The organism is Proteus faecis, from assembly GCF_003144395.1.
Lineage (GTDB): Bacteria > Pseudomonadota > Gammaproteobacteria > Enterobacterales > Enterobacteriaceae > Proteus > Proteus faecis.
In genome coordinates, this window is the sequence record NZ_PENZ01000042.1 from 23,017 (window position 1) to 40,957 (window position 17,941).

The following is a 17,941-nucleotide window of genomic DNA, read 5'->3' on the forward strand; positions in this document are numbered from 1 at the left end:
ACGTTAGGTTATTTATAAATAATATTTTACTCTCTATTTTTTTCTCATCTATCACTTTTCTTTTCTATTTTTTAAATAAATGTCCTTAATTTTAAGAAAAGACACTAATCATTTTAAATAATATATATTAATTATGATAAAGATATAACTTTAGATAAAACGATTTTTTATGATTATCCCCATAAAAACAGAAACAGTAAAGTAACAAAAATAACCTTACAAACACAAAACACAATTTTTTTTAATAAATAAAAAACCAAAAACTAAATATTAATCAACATTAAATTTTTTTTGTAAAAATAATAATTTTTCTATAATTCCCTATTGTTTTTTTTATGATACAAGTAGGTGTTGCCCTTTCCAATAAATGAGACAACTAAGCTTTAATAGAGAGAATACAAAAAAATCAAACACAATGGAGTCTTGTTATGAATCTCGTTGAACGGTTTATTTCTTATACAAAAGTTAACACCACCACTAATAGGGAAAATGGCGCTGCTGGCATTATGCCTTCGTCAGAAGGTCAGCGCGTGCTCGCACTACAATTGGTTGAAGAGTTAAAAGCGTTAGGTGTTGAAGATATTAAAATTCGTGATACCGCAATTGTTACCGCAACACTTCCTTCAAACCTTGATTATAAAGTTCCAACCGTTGCCTTTTTTGGTCATTTAGACACTAGTGCAGAACAAACTAATGATACGAAAGCGCAAATTCTACCTTATAAAGGTGGTGACCTTTGCTTAAATAAAGAACTTGATATTTATTTACGTCAAAGTGAATTCCCTGAATTAGAAAACTATATTGGTGACGATATTATCGTAACCGATGGTACTAGTTTATTAGGCGCTGATGACAAAGCTGCTATCGCTTCTATTATGGATATGTTGCAGTACTTTAAACAGCACCCTGAAGTTAAACACGGAACAGTTAAAATTGGTTTTGTACCCGATGAAGAACAAGGTTTACGTGGTTCAAAAGCCTTTGATACTAAAGAATTTGGTGCTGATTTTGCCTATACCTTAGATTGTTGTGGTATTGGTGAGTTAGTGTATGAAAACTGGAATGCAGGTGATGTGGAAATTACCTTTACAGGTGCATCCGCTCATCCAATGTCAGCAAAAGGTAAATTAAAGAATTCGCTATTAATGGCACATAAATTTGTTGCTATGTTACCGGGTGGTGAAGCACCTGAATATACAGAAGGCCGTGAAGGTTATTATTGGGTAAAACAATTAGCCGGAAATAGCGCACGTACCGTATTAAAAATGGATGTACGTGATTTCACCGAAAAAGGTTATGCCCACCGTATGGCTTTTTTAAAACAACTTTCAGATTATTGCGAAGGTTTATGGGGCGAAGGTTCTGTTACTTGTAAACTCGCTGACCGTTATGCCAACGTCTTTAATAGCCTACAAGGTGATAATCGCTACCCTATCGATATTGCAGTTGCCGCTTATGAAGCAAATGGCATTACTCCTCGCCCAATTCCAATGCGTGGTGGCTATGATGGTGCAGCACTCTCTCAAAATGGTCTGCCTTGTCCTAATATCTTTACTGGTGCTCATAATTTCCACTCTATTTATGAATACCTACCAGTCAAATCACTTTACGCTGCCAGCGATGTCTTAAAATCTGTCGTTAAGATCACGGCAGAGCGCTTTGCACCTGGAGCTAAAGCATGATCCAAATTCTTGCGGTCTTAATTGTCGTTGTTATTGTCGCTAGAATGATCTTAAAAGGATATAAAGCTGAGCCTGTTTTGTTAGTTGCTGGTTTAGCCTTAATGGTGCTAACCATGATGTTTGGCTGGGGAGATATTCTTCCTAAAAATGTCAAAACAACAGGTATTGGTTGGTTAGATCCTTTTGAAGTTATGCGTGATCTCTTTAGTAGTCGTGCCGCTGATCTTGGTTTGATGATCATGGCACTAATGGGATTTGCACATTATATGGATCATATTGGCGCCAATGAGGCCGTTGTGCGTGTTGCAACTCGTCCATTGAAGAATATGCGCTCACCTTATGTGTTGCTATTTTTCTCTTTTTTACTCGCGAGTATTTTGCAACTTGCTATTCCTTCAGCAACAGGATTGGCTGTTCTATTAATGGGTACGATGTTCCCGATTATGATAGGGCTTGGCTTATCTCCAGCATCTGCTGCAGGTGTAATTGCAACTTCATTAGGCGTTGCTTACACACCAACTGCCATTGATGCCATACGTGGTGCAAAAGCAGTTGACTTAGGAGTTGTTGAATATGTGCTTTATTACCAAGGGCCTGCAGCAATTGCAACTGTATTAGCGGTTGGTATTACACATATCTTCTGGCAACGCCATTGTGACCGCAAGGCCGGATTTGTGCCTCAATTAGGTAAAATATCTGAAGAAGCAAAGAGTGATAAAAATGTGCCTGGCTTTTATGCCTTACTGCCAATGTTACCTATCATTATGGCAGTAAGTTCATCAAGCCTATTTGTTGAAGACATTCACCTTGATGTAGTCACAATTGTATTGATTTCAATGGCGATCTGTATGCTGATTGAAACATTACGCTTACGTGATTTTAAATCGGTCTGTGCGGGCTTCCAGCATTTCTTAAAAGGCATGGGTTCTGCATTTAGTAATGTTGTTGGATTATTAGTCGCTGCGGGTGTTTTTGCTCATGGTATTAAAGTGAGTGGTGCAATAGACAGCCTGATCGTTATGGCGGAATCTGTTGGCCTACCACCATTTGCAATGGCATTGGTCTTCGCTATCGTAACATTAGCGGCAGCGATTATTATGGGTTCAGGTAATGCACCTTTCCTTGCATTCGTTGAATTGATCCCACAAATTGCTCATAGCATGGGTGTAAACCCAATTGCGATGATTTTACCAATGCAACAAGCTTCACATATGGGACGAGGTATGTCTCCTGTAGCTGGTGTTATCATTGCTGTATCTAGTGGTGCAAAATTACAACCGTTTGATGTTGTAAAAAGGACTGCAATACCGCTTATGGTAGGTTTTATATTCCACAGTGCTATTATTGCTATCTTCTATTATTGATAAATATACCTGAAGCAATATTCTTGCTTCAGGTTATTTTTAAATAATAAACATATTAAAAATAAATAGAGATATTTTATTGTAATCTTTATAAATAAAAAAACGAATATCTATTTTTATAAATAAATATTTAACTGTTTATTTTTTAAATAAAAAATTAAAACTATCATCATGAAAATATTAACAAAATAACAAAGCATTATTCTTATACACTCAAAAGAAATGAGATTATCATCTATTCTGTTAAAATAAAAATGTGATATTGAAATGATTCACCCATTATTTTAGCAATCCTGAGTTAGCCCACATTAAGTATGATGATTATACTAGCAATAGAATTGTGTATTCGTTCTATTGCATTTTTATTTAATTTCACCGTTAATTTCTTAAACTCTCTTATTTACATTTTTTCATCCTCTCTCATTTACATTTTTTCATCCTCTCTCATTTATATATTTGAATACAAAAGCATCACCTCTGTAGCGATAAATCACATTAAAGAGCCAAAATGTTTGCTTTCATTTTATGTAGAAAAAATTACCAACATAGAAGCTACAAAGGGTAATATTTTCTAAAATTTTGTATAGTGATAGTAAATTCAGAAAAAACTTTCTCCAATAAATTCAGTATGATGTTGATATTAAAAATAGAATATCCCTTTGAATTCTCATACTGTTTATTGGATGTATGCAATGAAAGAACAATTATCTGCTCGTTGGAAAATATTAATAGCAGCAGTTAAACAACAAGTAAAACCCGCTTTAGGTTGTACAGAGCCTATTTCACTTGCATTAGCAGCAGCAACAGCGGCAAGTTACTTACAACATGCTATTACCCGCATTAATGCAGAAGTCTCTCCTAATTTAATGAAGAATGGCATGGGCGTAACCGTACCGGGCACAGGTATGGTGGGATTATCTATTGCCGCAAGCTTAGGTGCTGTGGGGGGTGATTGTAAAGCAGGTCTTGAAGTATTAAAGAATGCCACACCAGAGCACATTGAGCAAAGTAAAGCACTATTAGCGGCTGGCATTGTGAATGTTTCGATTAAAAAAGCGTGCCAAGAAGTTCTATATAGCGAAGTGACTGTAGAAGATGGTGAAAACAGTGCAACAGTAATTATTGCGGGTAACCACACTCATATTGTTAAAATTATTCATAACGGTCATGTTGTTCTTGATAACACTTGTGCTGGTTCAGAGCGGTCTACATCGCCTTGCGAAATAAAAGAAACGTTAACCCAAACCAATACTCAAGAAATTTACCAGTTTGTTACCCAAACGCCAGTAGAAGAAATTTCTTTTATTCTTGAGTCAGCACACTTAAACGATGCTCTATCAAAGGAAGGTTTGAACAATACTTATGGTTTACATATTGGGCAAACTTTACAACGCCAGCAACAGCGTGGTTTATTAGCAAAAGATTTATTATCAGAAATCATGATCCGCACTTCTGCTGCGTCTGATGCACGTATGGGTGGTGCCGTTTTACCTGCAATGAGTAACTCTGGCTCAGGTAACCAAGGGATTGCCGCAACGATGCCTGTTGTAGTGGTTGCTGAATATTTACAAGTTGGCGAAGCGAAAATGGCAAGAGCATTAATGCTTTCTCATTTACTGGCTATCTATATTCACCATAAATTCCCTGCGCTATCTGCATTATGCGCAGCAACAACAGCATCAATGGGCGCGGCTGGCGCAATCGCATGGTTAATGGATGAACGTTACGAATCTATGGCTATGGCAATTAGTAGCATGATTGGTGATATCAGCGGTGTAATTTGTGATGGCGCTTCAAATAGCTGTGCGATGAAAGTTTCAACTGGTGCGAGTGCAGCTTATAAAGCTGTGTTAATGGCTCTAGACAACACTTACGTGACAGGTAATGACGGTATTGTCGCTCATGATGTTGATTCTACAATTGAAAATCTATGTGCACTAGCAAGTCGTGCAATGCAACATACCGATGTTCAAATTATTGAGATCATGGAATATAAAGCTGTTGCCAATGGCTAATTGGAACGTTTAAAAAAAACACCCCATAATGTTGGTTATTATGGGGTGAAACATAAGATCCTAGGAACAGGATCCTCCTCAAGTCAGGAGCTTATCAATATTCGTTACTGCTATTTACGGTTACTACTCTACTTCTTACTGCTTTCTAACACTCACTACAGGGTATTAGGTTAATGAGCCTTCTTTTCTGTGTTAGGCATTAATGCATCAAAATTAGCTCTTATCTCTTCTTCTGGTAATTGAATACCAATAAAGACCAATGTGCTTTGACGAGTTTCATCTTCATTCCACGGTCTATCCCAATCCGCACTATAAAGACGTTGTACACCTTGGAATAACAAGCGATTAGGTTGGTCTTTAATATTTAATATCCCTTTATAACGTAAAAGATTATCAGCAAAGCTTAATAATAATTTTTCCATTACGTCTGAAACTTCTTGTAACTCAACGGGATAATCAAAAGTTAACACAATCGAATTGATGTCATCTTGCTTCTCTGCCTGATAACGAAACAGAGGTTGTTTGACATCGAGATTATCGTTCAACATAAAACCTTTTACGTTAAACAATAACCCTAAATCAATTTGTCCATGAATAACGGTATGTACAGGTGCTCTGGCATTTATACGTCTTAATCGTGCCATTAATTCAGGAGAGGCTGGAGTGACATCTGTTTTTGTTAACAAAATACGGTCAGCATAACCAATTTGTGATTGTGCAATCGTAAATTGATCCAGTTGTTGCTGAGCATGAACATTATCAACAAGTGTGATAATGCCATCTAATAAGTAGCGCTGGCAGATGATTTCATGAGAAAAGAATGTTTGGCTAATAGGACCAGGATCTGCCATGCCAGTACATTCAATAACTAATCTATCAAACTTAATTTCACCGCGATCTAGACTGTCACATAAGTCTAATAGTGTGTTTTCTAATTCATTCGATTTACTACAACAAATACAACCATTGGTCAGTGTTTTAATTTGCGTGGCTCTATCACCAATGATTTCATCATCGATAGGTACTTCACCAAATTCATTTTCAATAACGGCAATTTTATATCCATGCTCTTCATTGAGCATATGACGTAAAAGTGTTGTCTTACCTGAACCTAAAAAACCGGTCAGTATTGTCACTGCAATAGGTTCCATCATTTATCTCCTTTACGGATCATTAGCAACAGCGAAAACCGCCTTTACCATCACCACCGCCATAACGGGCTTCCTGACGTTCACGGAAAAACTCGTTATAGGTCATAACAGGCTTATCTGGATGGTTATCTTTCATATGTTGCACATAATTATCGTAATCAGGAATACCTATTAGCATACGTGCTGCTTGTCCTAGATATTTTCCAGCTTGTCCTAAATTACCAAACATAAGTTTCTCCTAAGCCCCGCACCGGCAAGCCAGCGCGGGGGTTTAACCTATCTACCTAAATTAGTGACCTGAGGACACTTTTACATCTTTTGGCATAGGAACATATGGTGTTTCTTGTGCTGTTTCTTCTGGATTTTTACGTGCTTTCATTGCGGTACGGAAACCGTAGAAAATGATGCTGTAAACAACCAATAAGAATAGAATACTTAAACCAGCATTGGTGTAGTTATTAATTACAATATGATTCATATTGTTAATTTCAGCCGCAGTTAAGTCGGCACCACCCGCTAAAATCTTAGCTTTGTATTCATTTGCTAAGTAGAAGAAACCTTCCATTTGTGGATCATCGCTGAGAAGTTTCAGACCTAATGCCCATGTTGTACAAATTAATAACCATACTGCAGGAACAACTGTCACCCAGATATATTTAGTACGTTTCATCTTAATTAAGATAACCGTACCTAATACCAGCGCAACCGCCGCTAACATTTGGTTTGAAATACCAAACAGTGGCCACAAGCTCTTAACACCGCCTAATGGGTCAACAACGCCTTGGTATAACAGATATCCCCATAATCCTACGCAACCCGCGGTACCAATCACACCTGGAATGAACGAGTTTGTTTTCTTCAGATAAGGGATAAAGTTACCTAACAAGTCTTGGAACATAAAGCGACCAGAACGTGTACCTGCGTCTAGCGCCGTTAAAATAAAGAGCGCTTCAAACAAGATACCGAAGTGATACCAGAAGCCCATATCCGCAGCTGGAATGATTTTATGGAATACCATCGCGATACCAACAGCTAAGGTAGGCGCACCACCAGCACGGTTTAAGACAGAAGGCTCACCGATATCTTTCGCCGTTTGTAGAATTTCTTCTGGTGAAATAACAAAGCCCCATGAACTCACAGTTGCAGCAGTATGTACAGTAACTTCTCTTAACTGCTCCATAATAACAGCTGTATTTTCACCACCTAATTCATGAAGGTTTGGCATAGTAATACCTAAACCTGCTGGTGGTGTATTCATTGCAAAATACAGACCCGGTTCAATGATAGATGCAGCCACTAACGCCATGATCGCAACGAATGACTCCATTAACATTGCACCATAACCGATAAAACGCGCATCCATTTCATTTGCGATAAGTTTAGGTGTTGTACCTGAAGCAATCAGTGCGTGGAAACCAGAAACGGCACCACAAGCGATAGTAATAAATAAGAATGGGAATAAAGCCCCTTTCCATAATGGACCAGTACCATCGACATATTGAGTAACCGCAGGCATTTTCAGTTCAGGATTTAGGATAACAATCCCGATAGCTAAACCAACGATAACCCCAATTTTCAGGAACGTAGCTAAATAATCACGAGGAGCAAGGATCAACCAAACTGGCAGTAATGCCGAAACAAAAGCATAACCAATCAAGCCGAAAGTGATTGTGGTATCTTTGAAGGTTAATGCAGGACCCCAATATGGGTCACTCGCAATAACGCCACCAAACCAAATCGCCGCGATCAGTAAAACGATACCGATAACAGAGACTTCACCGACACGACCTGGACGGATATAGCGCATGTAGATACCCATAAACAGGGCAATAGGCACTGTTGAACAAACAGTAAACACACCCCATGGGCTTTCTGCTAATGCTTTAACAACGATAAGTGCAAGCACAGCAAGAATGATGATCATGATAAGGAAACAGCCGAATAAAGCGATAGTACCCGGAACTGGACCCATCTCTTTCTTTATCATCTCACCTAGTGAGTTACCATTACGGCGTGTTGAAATAAACAACACCATAAAGTCTTGAACAGCACCAGCAAGCACAACCCCAGCTAATAGCCAAAGTGTACCTGGTAAGTACCCCATTTGAGCAGCAAGAACGGGGCCAACTAAAGGACCCGCACCCGCGATAGCTGCAAAGTGGTGACCAAATAAAACATAACGGTTAGTTGGAACGTAGTTCAAACCGTCATTGTTGACAACAGAAGGTGTCGCTCGAGTTGGATCTAACTTCATTACTTTTTGAGCGATATAAAGACTATAGTAACGATAAGCAACTAAGTAGACAGCAACAGAAGCAACAACTATCCATAGTGCACTGACGTGTTCACCACGGCGAAGTGCAACCACTGAAAGACAAAAAGCACCGATAATCCCGAGGATCACCCAAGGTACGTGCTTTAAAAATGCATTTTTGTTCATGAGACACCTTTTTTTTCAGGCAAGACCGAACAGCCAAAGAGTAATGCGGGACAACAGAGAATTATTTGAGCGAATCTGAAAGATAACTACCCGCTGCTACATAATAAGAATTCTTATAAAGGAATGGGGTGACTAAATCTCTTAGCGGTTGTATAACGAATTAAGCGGTCTGTTTTCTCAGTTAAGTGGTTCTGCTATTTTTAAATGATGATTTTTTTGTGATCAAGGTAACAAATTTATGACTTTCAATAAGTTAGGAAATCACTAAATAGAAAAAAAACCACCTTTTCACTAACAAAAAAGGCGGTTTTTTATAACATTATTTCATTAAATGGTAATTATTGGCTAAATTGAACTGATATCAAAAGCACACTACCTTTTCGAGCTGGTGAACCATTAAAACGCCATTGATATGCAGCATCAATAACAGCATTATCTATGCTCATGTCACCACTGCCAGATTTCAATAACACCACAGTAGGAACACCTTGGGGATCAACATCAAGTTGTAAGATCATATCCCCTGTTTTAGGTGCTGTATTAGGTGCTTTCACTTTCGGCAATACCTGATCACGGTCATTGATATTGGCTGATGAGAAATCAATACTAAATGTCCGATTTGATTGCTCAATTTTATCGGTATTCAATGGTAAGCGAACAACTTTGCTATTCGGATCTGATGCTGGTATTGCACGTTGAGCTAATTGAATCTGAGTTAAATCAATACTGAGATAATCATCTTCTGGCTTGATTTCGATATCTTCTGGTAAGTAACGCATATCCATTCTTGCGCGCAAGGTCTGATAACGCTCTAAACGCGCGCCCTCAAGTGTATCCATCACCATACGCATTTCTAACAGTTGCATAAGAGAGCCAATACTTTCTTTCGACTTCTGCTGTGAGGCTTTGGCAAATGCACCTGCTGCAATTTCAGGATCTTCATCAAGCCATGTTATTCCCCAGCCTAACCAAACATCTTCACGATCAGGATCTAATGCAATAGCCTGTTCAAAATGTGTACGCGCATTAAGTAATAAGGTTTGCCAATATTTTTTCTCTTGAGGATAAATATTAGGCGATGTTGCTAAATTATTTGTTCCTATGTTGTAATATTGCAATTCAAAACGCGCCACTGTTCTCACAATATCGGCATTATCTTGATGAAGAGCGAGCTTTTCATTTAAAAAGCGAATACTGTTATGCCAATTTTCATGATTATTCTCGCTATTAGGCAATGCCTGCAACTCTTTTAAGATTGCTTGTAAGGCCGCACGTTTTTCTTGCTGTTTTTGCGATAGTCTAGGGTAATACGAAGCATAAGGATCATAACTAGAGCGAGTGACTTCTCTTTCATCGTCTAATTCTGGCGCTTGTTTTTTCAATTCTGAATAAATATTTTCGGTAAGTGTTATCCCTTTAGTTTCTTGTCTTGCGTAAGCTTTAACCAGTTTTATCAATGTTGATTGCAACTTAACAGCATACTCTTTCCAACCAAGGCGAGTACTTTCAAAACGCACTGTTACACGTTGACGATATCCGTCTTTATTTGGCATAAAGCGCCAATGACGAGCAGCACTCACAGCTTGATCATCAAAAGCATCAACACCACTACTGTTTTGTACCCAAAGTCCTGAAATGCGCCCTTGAGGATCGACATCAATGGATAAAATAACCTCTGCTTGAGGGATGTATCTTCTGATTGTTGGATAACGGATCTCAGTTAAGTTTTTCACTTCATGAGGTGATTCAACTATCACTTCTCCGGGATACTGTTTTTCCATCATTGATTGCATTTCAAGATAAGTGGTTAAATCACTATTTATTGCGTTACTCACTGGTAATCGTTGATTTGCCAACGTTGTGACATCTTCAGGAGGAGAGCTATTTTGTCGATAATAACGATCTTCAATAACACGCGCTTGTAATATCTGATAAATCTGACGCTGGTTTTCAGTAAGCTCCGAAATCGCTTTTTTCAACAATTGTTGTGCTGAAATATCATCATGACTTTGCTTAGCCTGTTTCAACGTATCGGCCACCATTAACGCTAACATCGCTTTTTCAACTTGAGCATCAGGAGAGCGATGAGCTATATAAGTCAATGCTAACACTTGCCATGCCTCGGGTGATAAGGGGGCAACCGCAATAACATTAATACCAGATTGCGTTAATTGAGCATCATGACTATTTGAAAGGGAAGCTAACGCCTGAGCAACCATAATCTCAGGTTGATTTAATAGCCAGTCACCATAAAAATTGAGTGTTTTTAAAGCGTCTACGCGTTCTGGTGTTCCTTTTGCATGAACTAAATAAGCGTCTTTCGCTTTTGTCGCAGCAGCCACATCATCACTAAAATAGTCTAATCCTGGTAAAGCTATTCGTGCTTTTTCAATAGCGCTAAGCGATGCCAATGCTTTAGCTTGATTAGACCGAATAACTTTACGAATATCATCTTCACTATTAACAACAAAATAATGATAATTTTGCCATTCTGACTGCTCGATGTTTTGTAAAACAAAACGACGACGATCTTCTAGTTCATTCGTTGGGATCACTGAAAATGACACGCCCAGCGCCATTAAAAGCACTAGCCCCCCGCCGAACAAATAGTAAATATTTTTAGCTCTCCATGATTGCAATAACATTACAATCGTCATAATGAGAGAGCCTAGCCATAATCCCAGTAAGAAATTACGCTCATCAAAGCGAACAGATGAGGGGAGAATTTTACTATTAAAACCATCAATCAAGCTAAAAGTTGAAACTAAGAAGGCTGGCAACCAAAAAGGGAACAGTAACGTTATAACGCCAATAATAATGAGGATCAGCTTTATTCTTTTTTTCATGTTATTTTCCCTAAATTATGGTTTTTTTTTCAAAATATGCATTGAAGGGAAAACAAAAATAACTAACAAGATAATGGCTGAAACCATTAAAAACATCACACTCAACATCGTTATTAGTATTTGTTCAATATAATCCGCTTTGATTAAATCAGCGATCCAACTAGAACCTAAACTACCGCTGACGCCTTGTGGAATAAAGTTCATCAGTAATAACCCCAAAACCACAGGAACAATCATGGCAATAGCGGTATGTAAAATGACTTTAGGTACTTTGTTTATTGCTTGTTTTATCGCAACAAAAATTGCAGGAGGTTGCATCGGTTTAGACGGCGCTGTACGTATTGTCGCTTGTCTAGCAATAGTATTTTGTACCCTTGTTTGGCGTACCTGTTCTTGTTGCGTTTGATTTTGTTTTTGAGTCGTTGCTACTTGCTGTAACTGAGCTTGCCTTGCACATGCTGCACAAGCTTTACCCGCAAAATGCTGATGATTTTTGTCTTTCTGGCAAACCAACATTTGCTGTTTTTCAGGTTGAGCATATTCATAAAGCGCTGTAGCCCATGTTTTAGCACTGGGTCTTAATGAAGGAGCTCCTGAAAACGCTTTATCAAAGAGTATTCTTAATGCATCAGGTAATTGTTTATGCCCACTCGCCACACTGGGTGTAATTAAATTATGTGCTTTTATGCCATAGCCATAAAAACGCCCAGCAATACGCCTTGGAATATCTGTAGGTACCGTGTCATTTTTAGGGCGACCACTAAAAGGGTGGATACCAAAATTAAGCAACTGAAAAATAATTACCGCTAAAGCAAATCGGTCTTGCCACTCTTCTTCTGTTTCTGGAATAGTTTGCTTGGCTTGAAATTCTGGCGCTAAATATTCAACGGTAAATTGCCCTGCCGGATAACGAGTATTCTCTCCTTGTATACTAAATCCATCACAATCAAGAAGAGACATATACAAGCTTGATTTATAAAACCGCAAATTCAACGGTTTCATATCAATAATACGGTGTCCTTGCTGATGTAAAGCGTCAATCAATGAGCAAAGGTTATATGCAAGACTCACTTTCGCCCCCATCCCTGTGGGTAAACCATGAGCTTTGGCTTGGCGTTCTTGAAGAATGTATTCCAACTCAATAGTATTTTTGACATCAAGTTCCGGCATCACAAAGCCAACAAATTGCTTTTGGCTATTATATAAACGTGCTTGAGGCCATGCGAGTTGGATAATAGGCGTACCGTTAACAGAAACGGGCTTTAATGCAGGTTCTAACTTCTGCATTGCCGTGATTTTTTTCAGATAATAGGCTTTATCAATTTTATCATGATAAACTTTTGAGACTTGGGATGGGGCATTATTAATATGACTAACGCTACCTGCACCACCGCTTTTTATCAAATTACCTATTTGATAAATCTTACCGTTTTCATCTTGTAATTGCCTAGATACTGATTGAGCTATTCCTTTCTTTCTTGCTTTTACCACAACTCTTCATCCCTGATGCAAATAACTAAGGTTTTATCATCGCCTGTGATTGAATGCGTTCGAGGATCAGCTAAAGTCCCTGCTAATGCCTCACTTCCGCTATCTTCTGATACTGTTTTTAAATAACGGATCACAGGAGTGATAAACGGTTCATAAAGTGCATCACACGCTTTATTCATGGCAAAAGGCTGTACACCATCAGACATCAAAATAACTTGTTTTACCGGTTTATTTAGGGGAATAACGCGTAAATGCGCTTCCCAATTTTCTGACGTCACAAACCAAGTTTGATTCGCATATTCTCCATTTTCAGGCTGTGATACATAACGGGTGCCATCACAATATTCCACCACCGCAATACCATCACCCAAATGGAACAAATAACCACAATCATCACCTACCCAACAGGCAACCAGTGTTGATGCATATTCATTAAGTGCACACTGTTTTATTTCTGCATATTCAGCCAGTTGGTGGCGAATATCTTCAATAAGCTGTTTAGCCCCTTGTGTTATCTGTTTTTCGGTTAACAAATCAATGTTTGGCCACTCTGTAATGCGTAGCGTAAATAACCGAGCAACAAGCTGAGCACCTTGTTCACTATAACGAGAGGAGCCAGCACCATCACAAACAGCGGCGATAAGATATTCGCCTTTACGGCGAATAAAATAAGCATCCTGACAGGGAATTTGACGTTCTTGATGGGCAATACCTGTCACAGATGCCCCATAAGCTAACCAATCATTCATCAAACAGGTACACTCGCCCAAGAATCAGTAGAAGGTAATTGTGCTGTGCCGCCCGGTGTTGATTGAGAAACCACCTGCATGCTAGCACTTAGCCACAAGAACAACTCTTTAAATTGTAGGCCTTTAAGCATTTTCACCCCATTAACACCATTACGGCTAAAGCTTCCCATTACCTCTGCTGATGCACCATCAACCATGATAGGAAATACCGCTGTTTTTTGGCTTTCTTCTGCTTGACGACAAAGCTGTGCGGCCTGTTCCCATTGGTCTGTCGGAACACCATCAGACATTAAAAATAGCCAAGGACGAGTATAAGCAACACCCGCTTGTTTAAAACGCTGTTTTTCAGCTTCAATTTCTTCAAGTGCTAGCGTAATAGCTTGTCCCATTGGCGTTGTGCCATTCGCCTCTAAAACAGGTGCCGTAAAATCCATCGCATCTTTCCAATCACCATGAATAGTACATTGGTCATATCCGCCATATTCAATCACTAAAATACGCACACGCTTTGCCGCAATAACGTCATTTTTTAATTCTTGTTCAAGTAACTTAAGGCCTTCATTAAGTTGTTGAATAGGCTGCCCATACATACTACCAGAGCTATCTAACACTAAGATCAGAGGGGTTCTTTGTTCACTATTATCAACCAAGGCTACGTCAGGGATCATAAGATGCTCCATCATTCAGTTATTATTTTTCATGATAATGGTTAATGTAACATAAAGACGCAAAATTCATCAGAAAGAAAAAAGCGATAAAGTGAAGATAAAAGATATTTCTTAAAAAAAACCGTCTTAAAGCTTAATGGACTAATTTTTAGCGAAAATGGCAAATTTTTTCGAAGGTTAAGATAAAAAAAAGGCACCTCATGACATTAAGTAAAGAGGTACCTTTTTAATAAACTATTTATGATGTTAATAGTGGATTTTTTGGCGTCCAGCAATAGAGTGTGAAAGCGTTGTACCATCGACCATTTCAAGCTCACCGCCCACAGGAACGCCATGGGCAATTCGGCTGGCAGCAATATCATACTGAGCACAAATTTCAGCAATGTAATTGGCTGTTGCTTCACCTTCAACAGTCGGGTTTGTCGCCAAGATCACTTCTGAAATAGTCTCTTGGCTTAAGCGCTCTTCAAGTCTATCTAAACCAATATCCATAGGCCCAATACCATCTAAAGGGGATAAATGCCCCATTAAAACAAAGTATCGGCCCGCAAACTGCCCTGTCTGCTCGATAGCATGAATATCCGCAGGACTTTCGACAACACAAATTTGCCCATTTTGCTGACGGCGAACATTGGCACAAATAGTACAACGCTCTTCTTCAGTAAACGTTCGACAATCACAGCAATGACCAATTTCAGACATTGCTCGTGTGAGTGCTTGTGCAAGTCGCATACCACCGCTTCTATCGCGTTGAAGTAGTTGGAAAGCCATCCGTTGCGCTGATTTAGGCCCGACGCCGGGTAAACAACGCAACGCTTCCATTAATGATTCAAGAAGTGGGCTGGTTTGCATTAGAATGGCATCTTAAAGCCTGGTGGCAGTTGCATACCGTTAGAAACAGAAGCCATTCTTTCTTTTTGTGTTTCATCAATACGACGTGCAGCATCATTAAAGGCAGCAGCAATCAAATCTTCTAGCATCTCTTTGTCATCTTCTAGCAGGCTAGGATCGATTTCAACACGACGGCAATTATGAGCACCATTGATAGTGATCTTAACTAAGCCAGCGCCAGATTCACCTGTCACTTCTAAGTTTGCGATCTCTTCTTGCATTTGTTGCATTTTTTCTTGCATTTGTTGGGCTTGCTTCATCAGATTACCCAAACCACCTTTTCCGAACATAATTGTCTCTCTTTGTAAAAGCCACACAGTATGAAGTCATACAACATGTTGCGATTAAACAGGTCGGATACTCTCTTCATCCAATTCAGCATCAAAATATTGCTGTAATGTTTGAATCGTTTTATCCGTAATAATCGATTGACGCGATAACGCCAATTTTTCATCATAAATGGCTTGTCGCCACTCCAACGGTGTTTTTACCGCTGGATCATCATCTTCTATAATTGTGAGTGAAATTGCTTTTCCATGCAATTCACTTAACGCATTAGTAAGCGTGCGTAACGCATTTGCTGAATTTAAATGTTTCTGTTTAGTTCGTAAATGCAGAATAACGTTTTCTTCGCTTACTGTCTCTTTATACGCATTTAAGGCCAATTGTTGCACTAATTTGGGTAGTGGCATTTTGTTTATTTCAGCCGCCCAAGCATCTCTTTCTTGCGACTCTTTAGCAATTTTCGCTGCTAATTCAGGTGTTTTTTCATATTCGAGAACCTCTTTGATCTCTTTGGGTGAAGAAACAACCTGTTCCGTTGACATTAGTTCAGGATTTTGCGGACGCCACTGATACTCTTCTTTTTTCTTTTTTTCAGGCGCATTAGTCTGACGCTTGGCAACTTGCTGACGTTTTTCACTCACGGCTGCTAGCCGCTCTAATGCACTAGCAGCCGGCTTAGCCCGATTAGGCGTCGCCGGTTCAGACTTTTTTGGCGGGGTTTGTTGTTCCGTCCCCTTGATTGCCTGCCTTGCTCTTAAAAGTTGTGCTGCCGGACTATTACCTAATGACGCACTCTTTTCTATGGGTGAAGAAGATTGATTAACCATTTTAGACGAGTGAGTCTGCACAGTTTGCGGAGCATAATGTTCAGACATTCTATTCGTAGGCAAGGATGCTGAAGGTAGTGTTTGTGCTAATGGTGCTGAAGGTATTTCATCAACCACTGTTTTAGGATGAAAAGCAAGCGCACGTAGCAGAGTCATTTCAACCCCCATGCGTCTATCTGGTGCATAAGCCAGTTCTTTTCGCCCAACTAATAAGGTTTGATAATAGAGTTGTAAATCTTGTGGAGAAACAGACTTAGCCAATAAGCGTAAACGTTCTTGAGTAAATTGTTCTTGAGGATTTTCTTCACTAGGCAATAACTGCAACATAGCAATTTGATGCAATAATGAGAGGGTTTCTACCAGAAAATTTTCCCAGTCAGTCCCTCTTGAAGCAACTTCATTCACCAGCGACATGACCTGTTGACCATCCGCTTTTACCAAGGCTTCAATCAGTGCTAAAGGTTGAGCGTCATCAATAGTGCCAAGCATTTGGCTAACCACTTCCGTACTGACGACACCTTCACCACTTGCAATAGCTTGGTCTGTTAAACTTAACGCATCTCGCATACTACCATCAGCAGCGCGTGCAATAAGTTGACGTGCTCTTATATCATTTTCAATATGTTCTGCTAAAAGCACTTTTTCGAGTTGCGTCGCAATTTGATCAATATCTAATGCTCGCAAATGAAATTGCAAGCAACGTGATAAAATCGTGACAGGTAATTTTTGTGGATCAGTCGTCGCTAATAAGAACTTAACGTGCTCGGGCGGCTCTTCTAATGTTTTTAGTAACGCATTAAAGCTATGACGAGAAAGCATGTGAACTTCGTCAATCAAGTAGACCTTAAAACGTCCGCGAGCTGGTGCATATTGCACATTATCCAGCAATTCACGAGTATCTTCTACCTTGGTTCGAGATGCAGCATCGATTTCAATTAAATCAACGAAACGCCCTTGTTCTATTTCAAGGCAATTTGCACATTGACCACAAGGTTTACTCGTAATACCAGTTTCACAATTAAGCCCTTTGGCAAATAAGCGAGCAATCGTCGTTTTTCCGACGCCTCTTGTGCCAGAAAAAAGATAGGCGTGATGAAGTCGCTGATGATCAAGACCATTAGCTAAAGCAGTCAACACATGACGTTGACCGACAACATCGTTAAAAGTTTGTGGGCGCCACTTACGGGCAAGTACCTGATAGCTCATTGATTCCGCTAAATTTGAACAAGATTTGTCTCTATGCTAACACAGGGGCGACCTATTGAGCGAGATCTGTAAGAAACAAATGAGATATTGATGAGAGAACCCGCTGAAATTAAAGATAAGGTAAACGGTAACAATTGTGCGGGCAATATACATTTATAAAAATAGAAAAACTTATAAACGATATATAAACACCCGCACTCTTACTTGTGTTTACGATAAGAGCTTAATTCGCCCTTCTGTGACTGCTCCCAGCCCTGTCGGGCGAGGCTTCCCACTTCTTAGACCGCAACCGTCTGTGTGACGGATTTACGCTGGCCTCCATGGGC

The 17,941-nt window shown here is 39.3% G+C and carries 13 protein-coding genes; 3 read left to right on the forward strand and 10 right to left on the reverse strand.

Translation table 11 applies throughout. The annotated features are described in order from the left end of the window. Positions 1-428 precede the first annotated feature (428 nt). The 3 genes from pepT to DK858_RS13790 all read left to right on the forward strand — a co-directional run bounded on the left by pepT (position 429) and on the right by DK858_RS13790 (position 5,061). Positions 429-1,682 carry a peptidase T gene (pepT, locus tag DK858_RS13780; protein WP_109397909.1) on the forward strand — a complete coding sequence of 418 codons (1,254 nt, stop codon included), beginning with the start codon at positions 429-431 and terminating at the stop codon, positions 1,680-1,682. Further along, a complete protein-coding gene (gene dcuC / locus DK858_RS13785; RefSeq protein ID WP_109397910.1) occupies positions 1,679-3,046 on the forward strand; it encodes a C4-dicarboxylate transporter DcuC in 1,368 nt (455 codons plus the stop codon). Before pepT ends, dcuC begins: the two co-directional genes overlap by 4 nt. A 692-nt stretch (positions 3,047-3,738) precedes the next feature. Beyond that, positions 3,739-5,061, forward strand: coding sequence for an L-cysteine desulfidase family protein (locus DK858_RS13790; protein WP_109397911.1), 1,323 nt, complete (start codon positions 3,739-3,741; stop codon positions 5,059-5,061). A 170-nt stretch (positions 5,062-5,231) separates the two neighbouring features. Here DK858_RS13790 and yjiA read toward each other — a convergent pair whose 3' ends face one another. From yjiA to dnaX, 10 genes are all read right to left on the reverse strand, one after another. Further along, positions 5,232-6,212 carry a GTPase gene (gene yjiA, locus DK858_RS13795; RefSeq protein WP_109397912.1) on the reverse strand — a complete coding sequence of 327 codons (981 nt, stop codon included), beginning with the start codon at positions 6,210-6,212 and terminating at the stop codon, positions 5,232-5,234. Between the two features lie 22 nt (positions 6,213-6,234). Then, positions 6,235-6,441, reverse strand: coding sequence for a YbdD/YjiX family protein (locus DK858_RS13800; protein ID WP_004245057.1), 207 nt, complete (start codon positions 6,439-6,441; stop codon positions 6,235-6,237). 60 nt (positions 6,442-6,501) lie between these two features. After that, on the reverse strand, positions 6,502-8,652 hold the full coding sequence (locus DK858_RS13805) for a carbon starvation CstA family protein (RefSeq protein WP_109397913.1): 2,151 nt from the start codon (positions 8,650-8,652) through the stop codon (positions 6,502-6,504). A 338-nt stretch (positions 8,653-8,990) separates the two neighbouring features. Continuing rightward, a complete protein-coding gene (locus DK858_RS13810) occupies positions 8,991-11,498 on the reverse strand; it encodes a TonB family protein (RefSeq protein WP_109397914.1) in 2,508 nt (835 codons plus the stop codon). 15 nt (positions 11,499-11,513) lie between these two features. Next, positions 11,514-12,989 (reverse strand): DNA-binding protein, encoded by a 1,476-nt coding sequence (locus DK858_RS13815; RefSeq protein ID WP_109397915.1) that lies wholly within the window; start codon positions 12,987-12,989, stop codon positions 11,514-11,516. Next, positions 12,983-13,738, reverse strand: a complete 756-nt coding sequence (locus DK858_RS13820) for a PP2C family serine/threonine-protein phosphatase (RefSeq protein WP_109397916.1) — start codon at positions 13,736-13,738, stop codon at positions 12,983-12,985. Before DK858_RS13820 ends, DK858_RS13815 begins: the two co-directional genes overlap by 7 nt. Further along, complete coding sequence (locus DK858_RS13825) at positions 13,738-14,406, reverse strand: vWA domain-containing protein (RefSeq protein ID WP_196543904.1); 669 nt, start codon at positions 14,404-14,406, stop codon at positions 13,738-13,740. Before DK858_RS13825 ends, DK858_RS13820 begins: the two co-directional genes overlap by 1 nt. A 246-nt stretch (positions 14,407-14,652) precedes the next feature. Further along, positions 14,653-15,258, reverse strand: a complete 606-nt coding sequence (gene recR, locus DK858_RS13830) for a recombination mediator RecR (protein WP_069368552.1) — start codon at positions 15,256-15,258, stop codon at positions 14,653-14,655. Further along, positions 15,258-15,587, reverse strand: coding sequence for a YbaB/EbfC family nucleoid-associated protein (locus tag DK858_RS13835; protein ID WP_023580840.1), 330 nt, complete (start codon positions 15,585-15,587; stop codon positions 15,258-15,260). The genes recR and DK858_RS13835 overlap by 1 nt, the downstream gene beginning before the upstream one ends. A gap of 54 nt (positions 15,588-15,641) precedes the next feature. Next, positions 15,642-17,615, reverse strand: a complete 1,974-nt coding sequence (gene dnaX / locus DK858_RS13840) for a DNA polymerase III subunit gamma/tau (protein WP_109397917.1) — start codon at positions 17,613-17,615, stop codon at positions 15,642-15,644. Positions 17,616-17,941: the final 326 nt, after the last annotated feature.

Bases quoted from the DNA above. Each gene is read 5' to 3' on its own strand.
- pepT (WP_109397909.1), top strand. From the start codon at position 429: ATGAATCTCGTTGAACGGTTTATTTCTTATACAAAAGTTAACACCACC.
- dcuC (WP_109397910.1), top strand. From the start codon at position 1,679: ATGATCCAAATTCTTGCGGTCTTAATTGTCGTTGTTATTGTCGCTAGA.
- DK858_RS13790 (WP_109397911.1), top strand. From the start codon at position 3,739: ATGAAAGAACAATTATCTGCTCGTTGGAAAATATTAATAGCAGCAGTT.
- yjiA (WP_109397912.1), bottom strand. From the start codon at position 6,212: ATGGAACCTATTGCAGTGACAATACTGACCGGTTTTTTAGGTTCAGGT.
- DK858_RS13800 (WP_004245057.1), bottom strand. From the start codon at position 6,441: ATGTTTGGTAATTTAGGACAAGCTGGAAAATATCTAGGACAAGCAGCA.
- DK858_RS13805 (WP_109397913.1), bottom strand. From the start codon at position 8,652: ATGAACAAAAATGCATTTTTAAAGCACGTACCTTGGGTGATCCTCGGG.
- DK858_RS13810 (WP_109397914.1), bottom strand. From the start codon at position 11,498: ATGAAAAAAAGAATAAAGCTGATCCTCATTATTATTGGCGTTATAACG.
- DK858_RS13820 (WP_109397916.1), bottom strand. From the start codon at position 13,738: ATGAATGATTGGTTAGCTTATGGGGCATCTGTGACAGGTATTGCCCAT.
- DK858_RS13825 (WP_196543904.1), bottom strand. From the start codon at position 14,406: ATGATCCCTGACGTAGCCTTGGTTGATAATAGTGAACAAAGAACCCCT.
- recR (WP_069368552.1), bottom strand. From the start codon at position 15,258: ATGCAAACCAGCCCACTTCTTGAATCATTAATGGAAGCGTTGCGTTGT.
- DK858_RS13835 (WP_023580840.1), bottom strand. From the start codon at position 15,587: ATGTTCGGAAAAGGTGGTTTGGGTAATCTGATGAAGCAAGCCCAACAA.
- dnaX (WP_109397917.1), bottom strand. From the start codon at position 17,615: ATGAGCTATCAGGTACTTGCCCGTAAGTGGCGCCCACAAACTTTTAAC.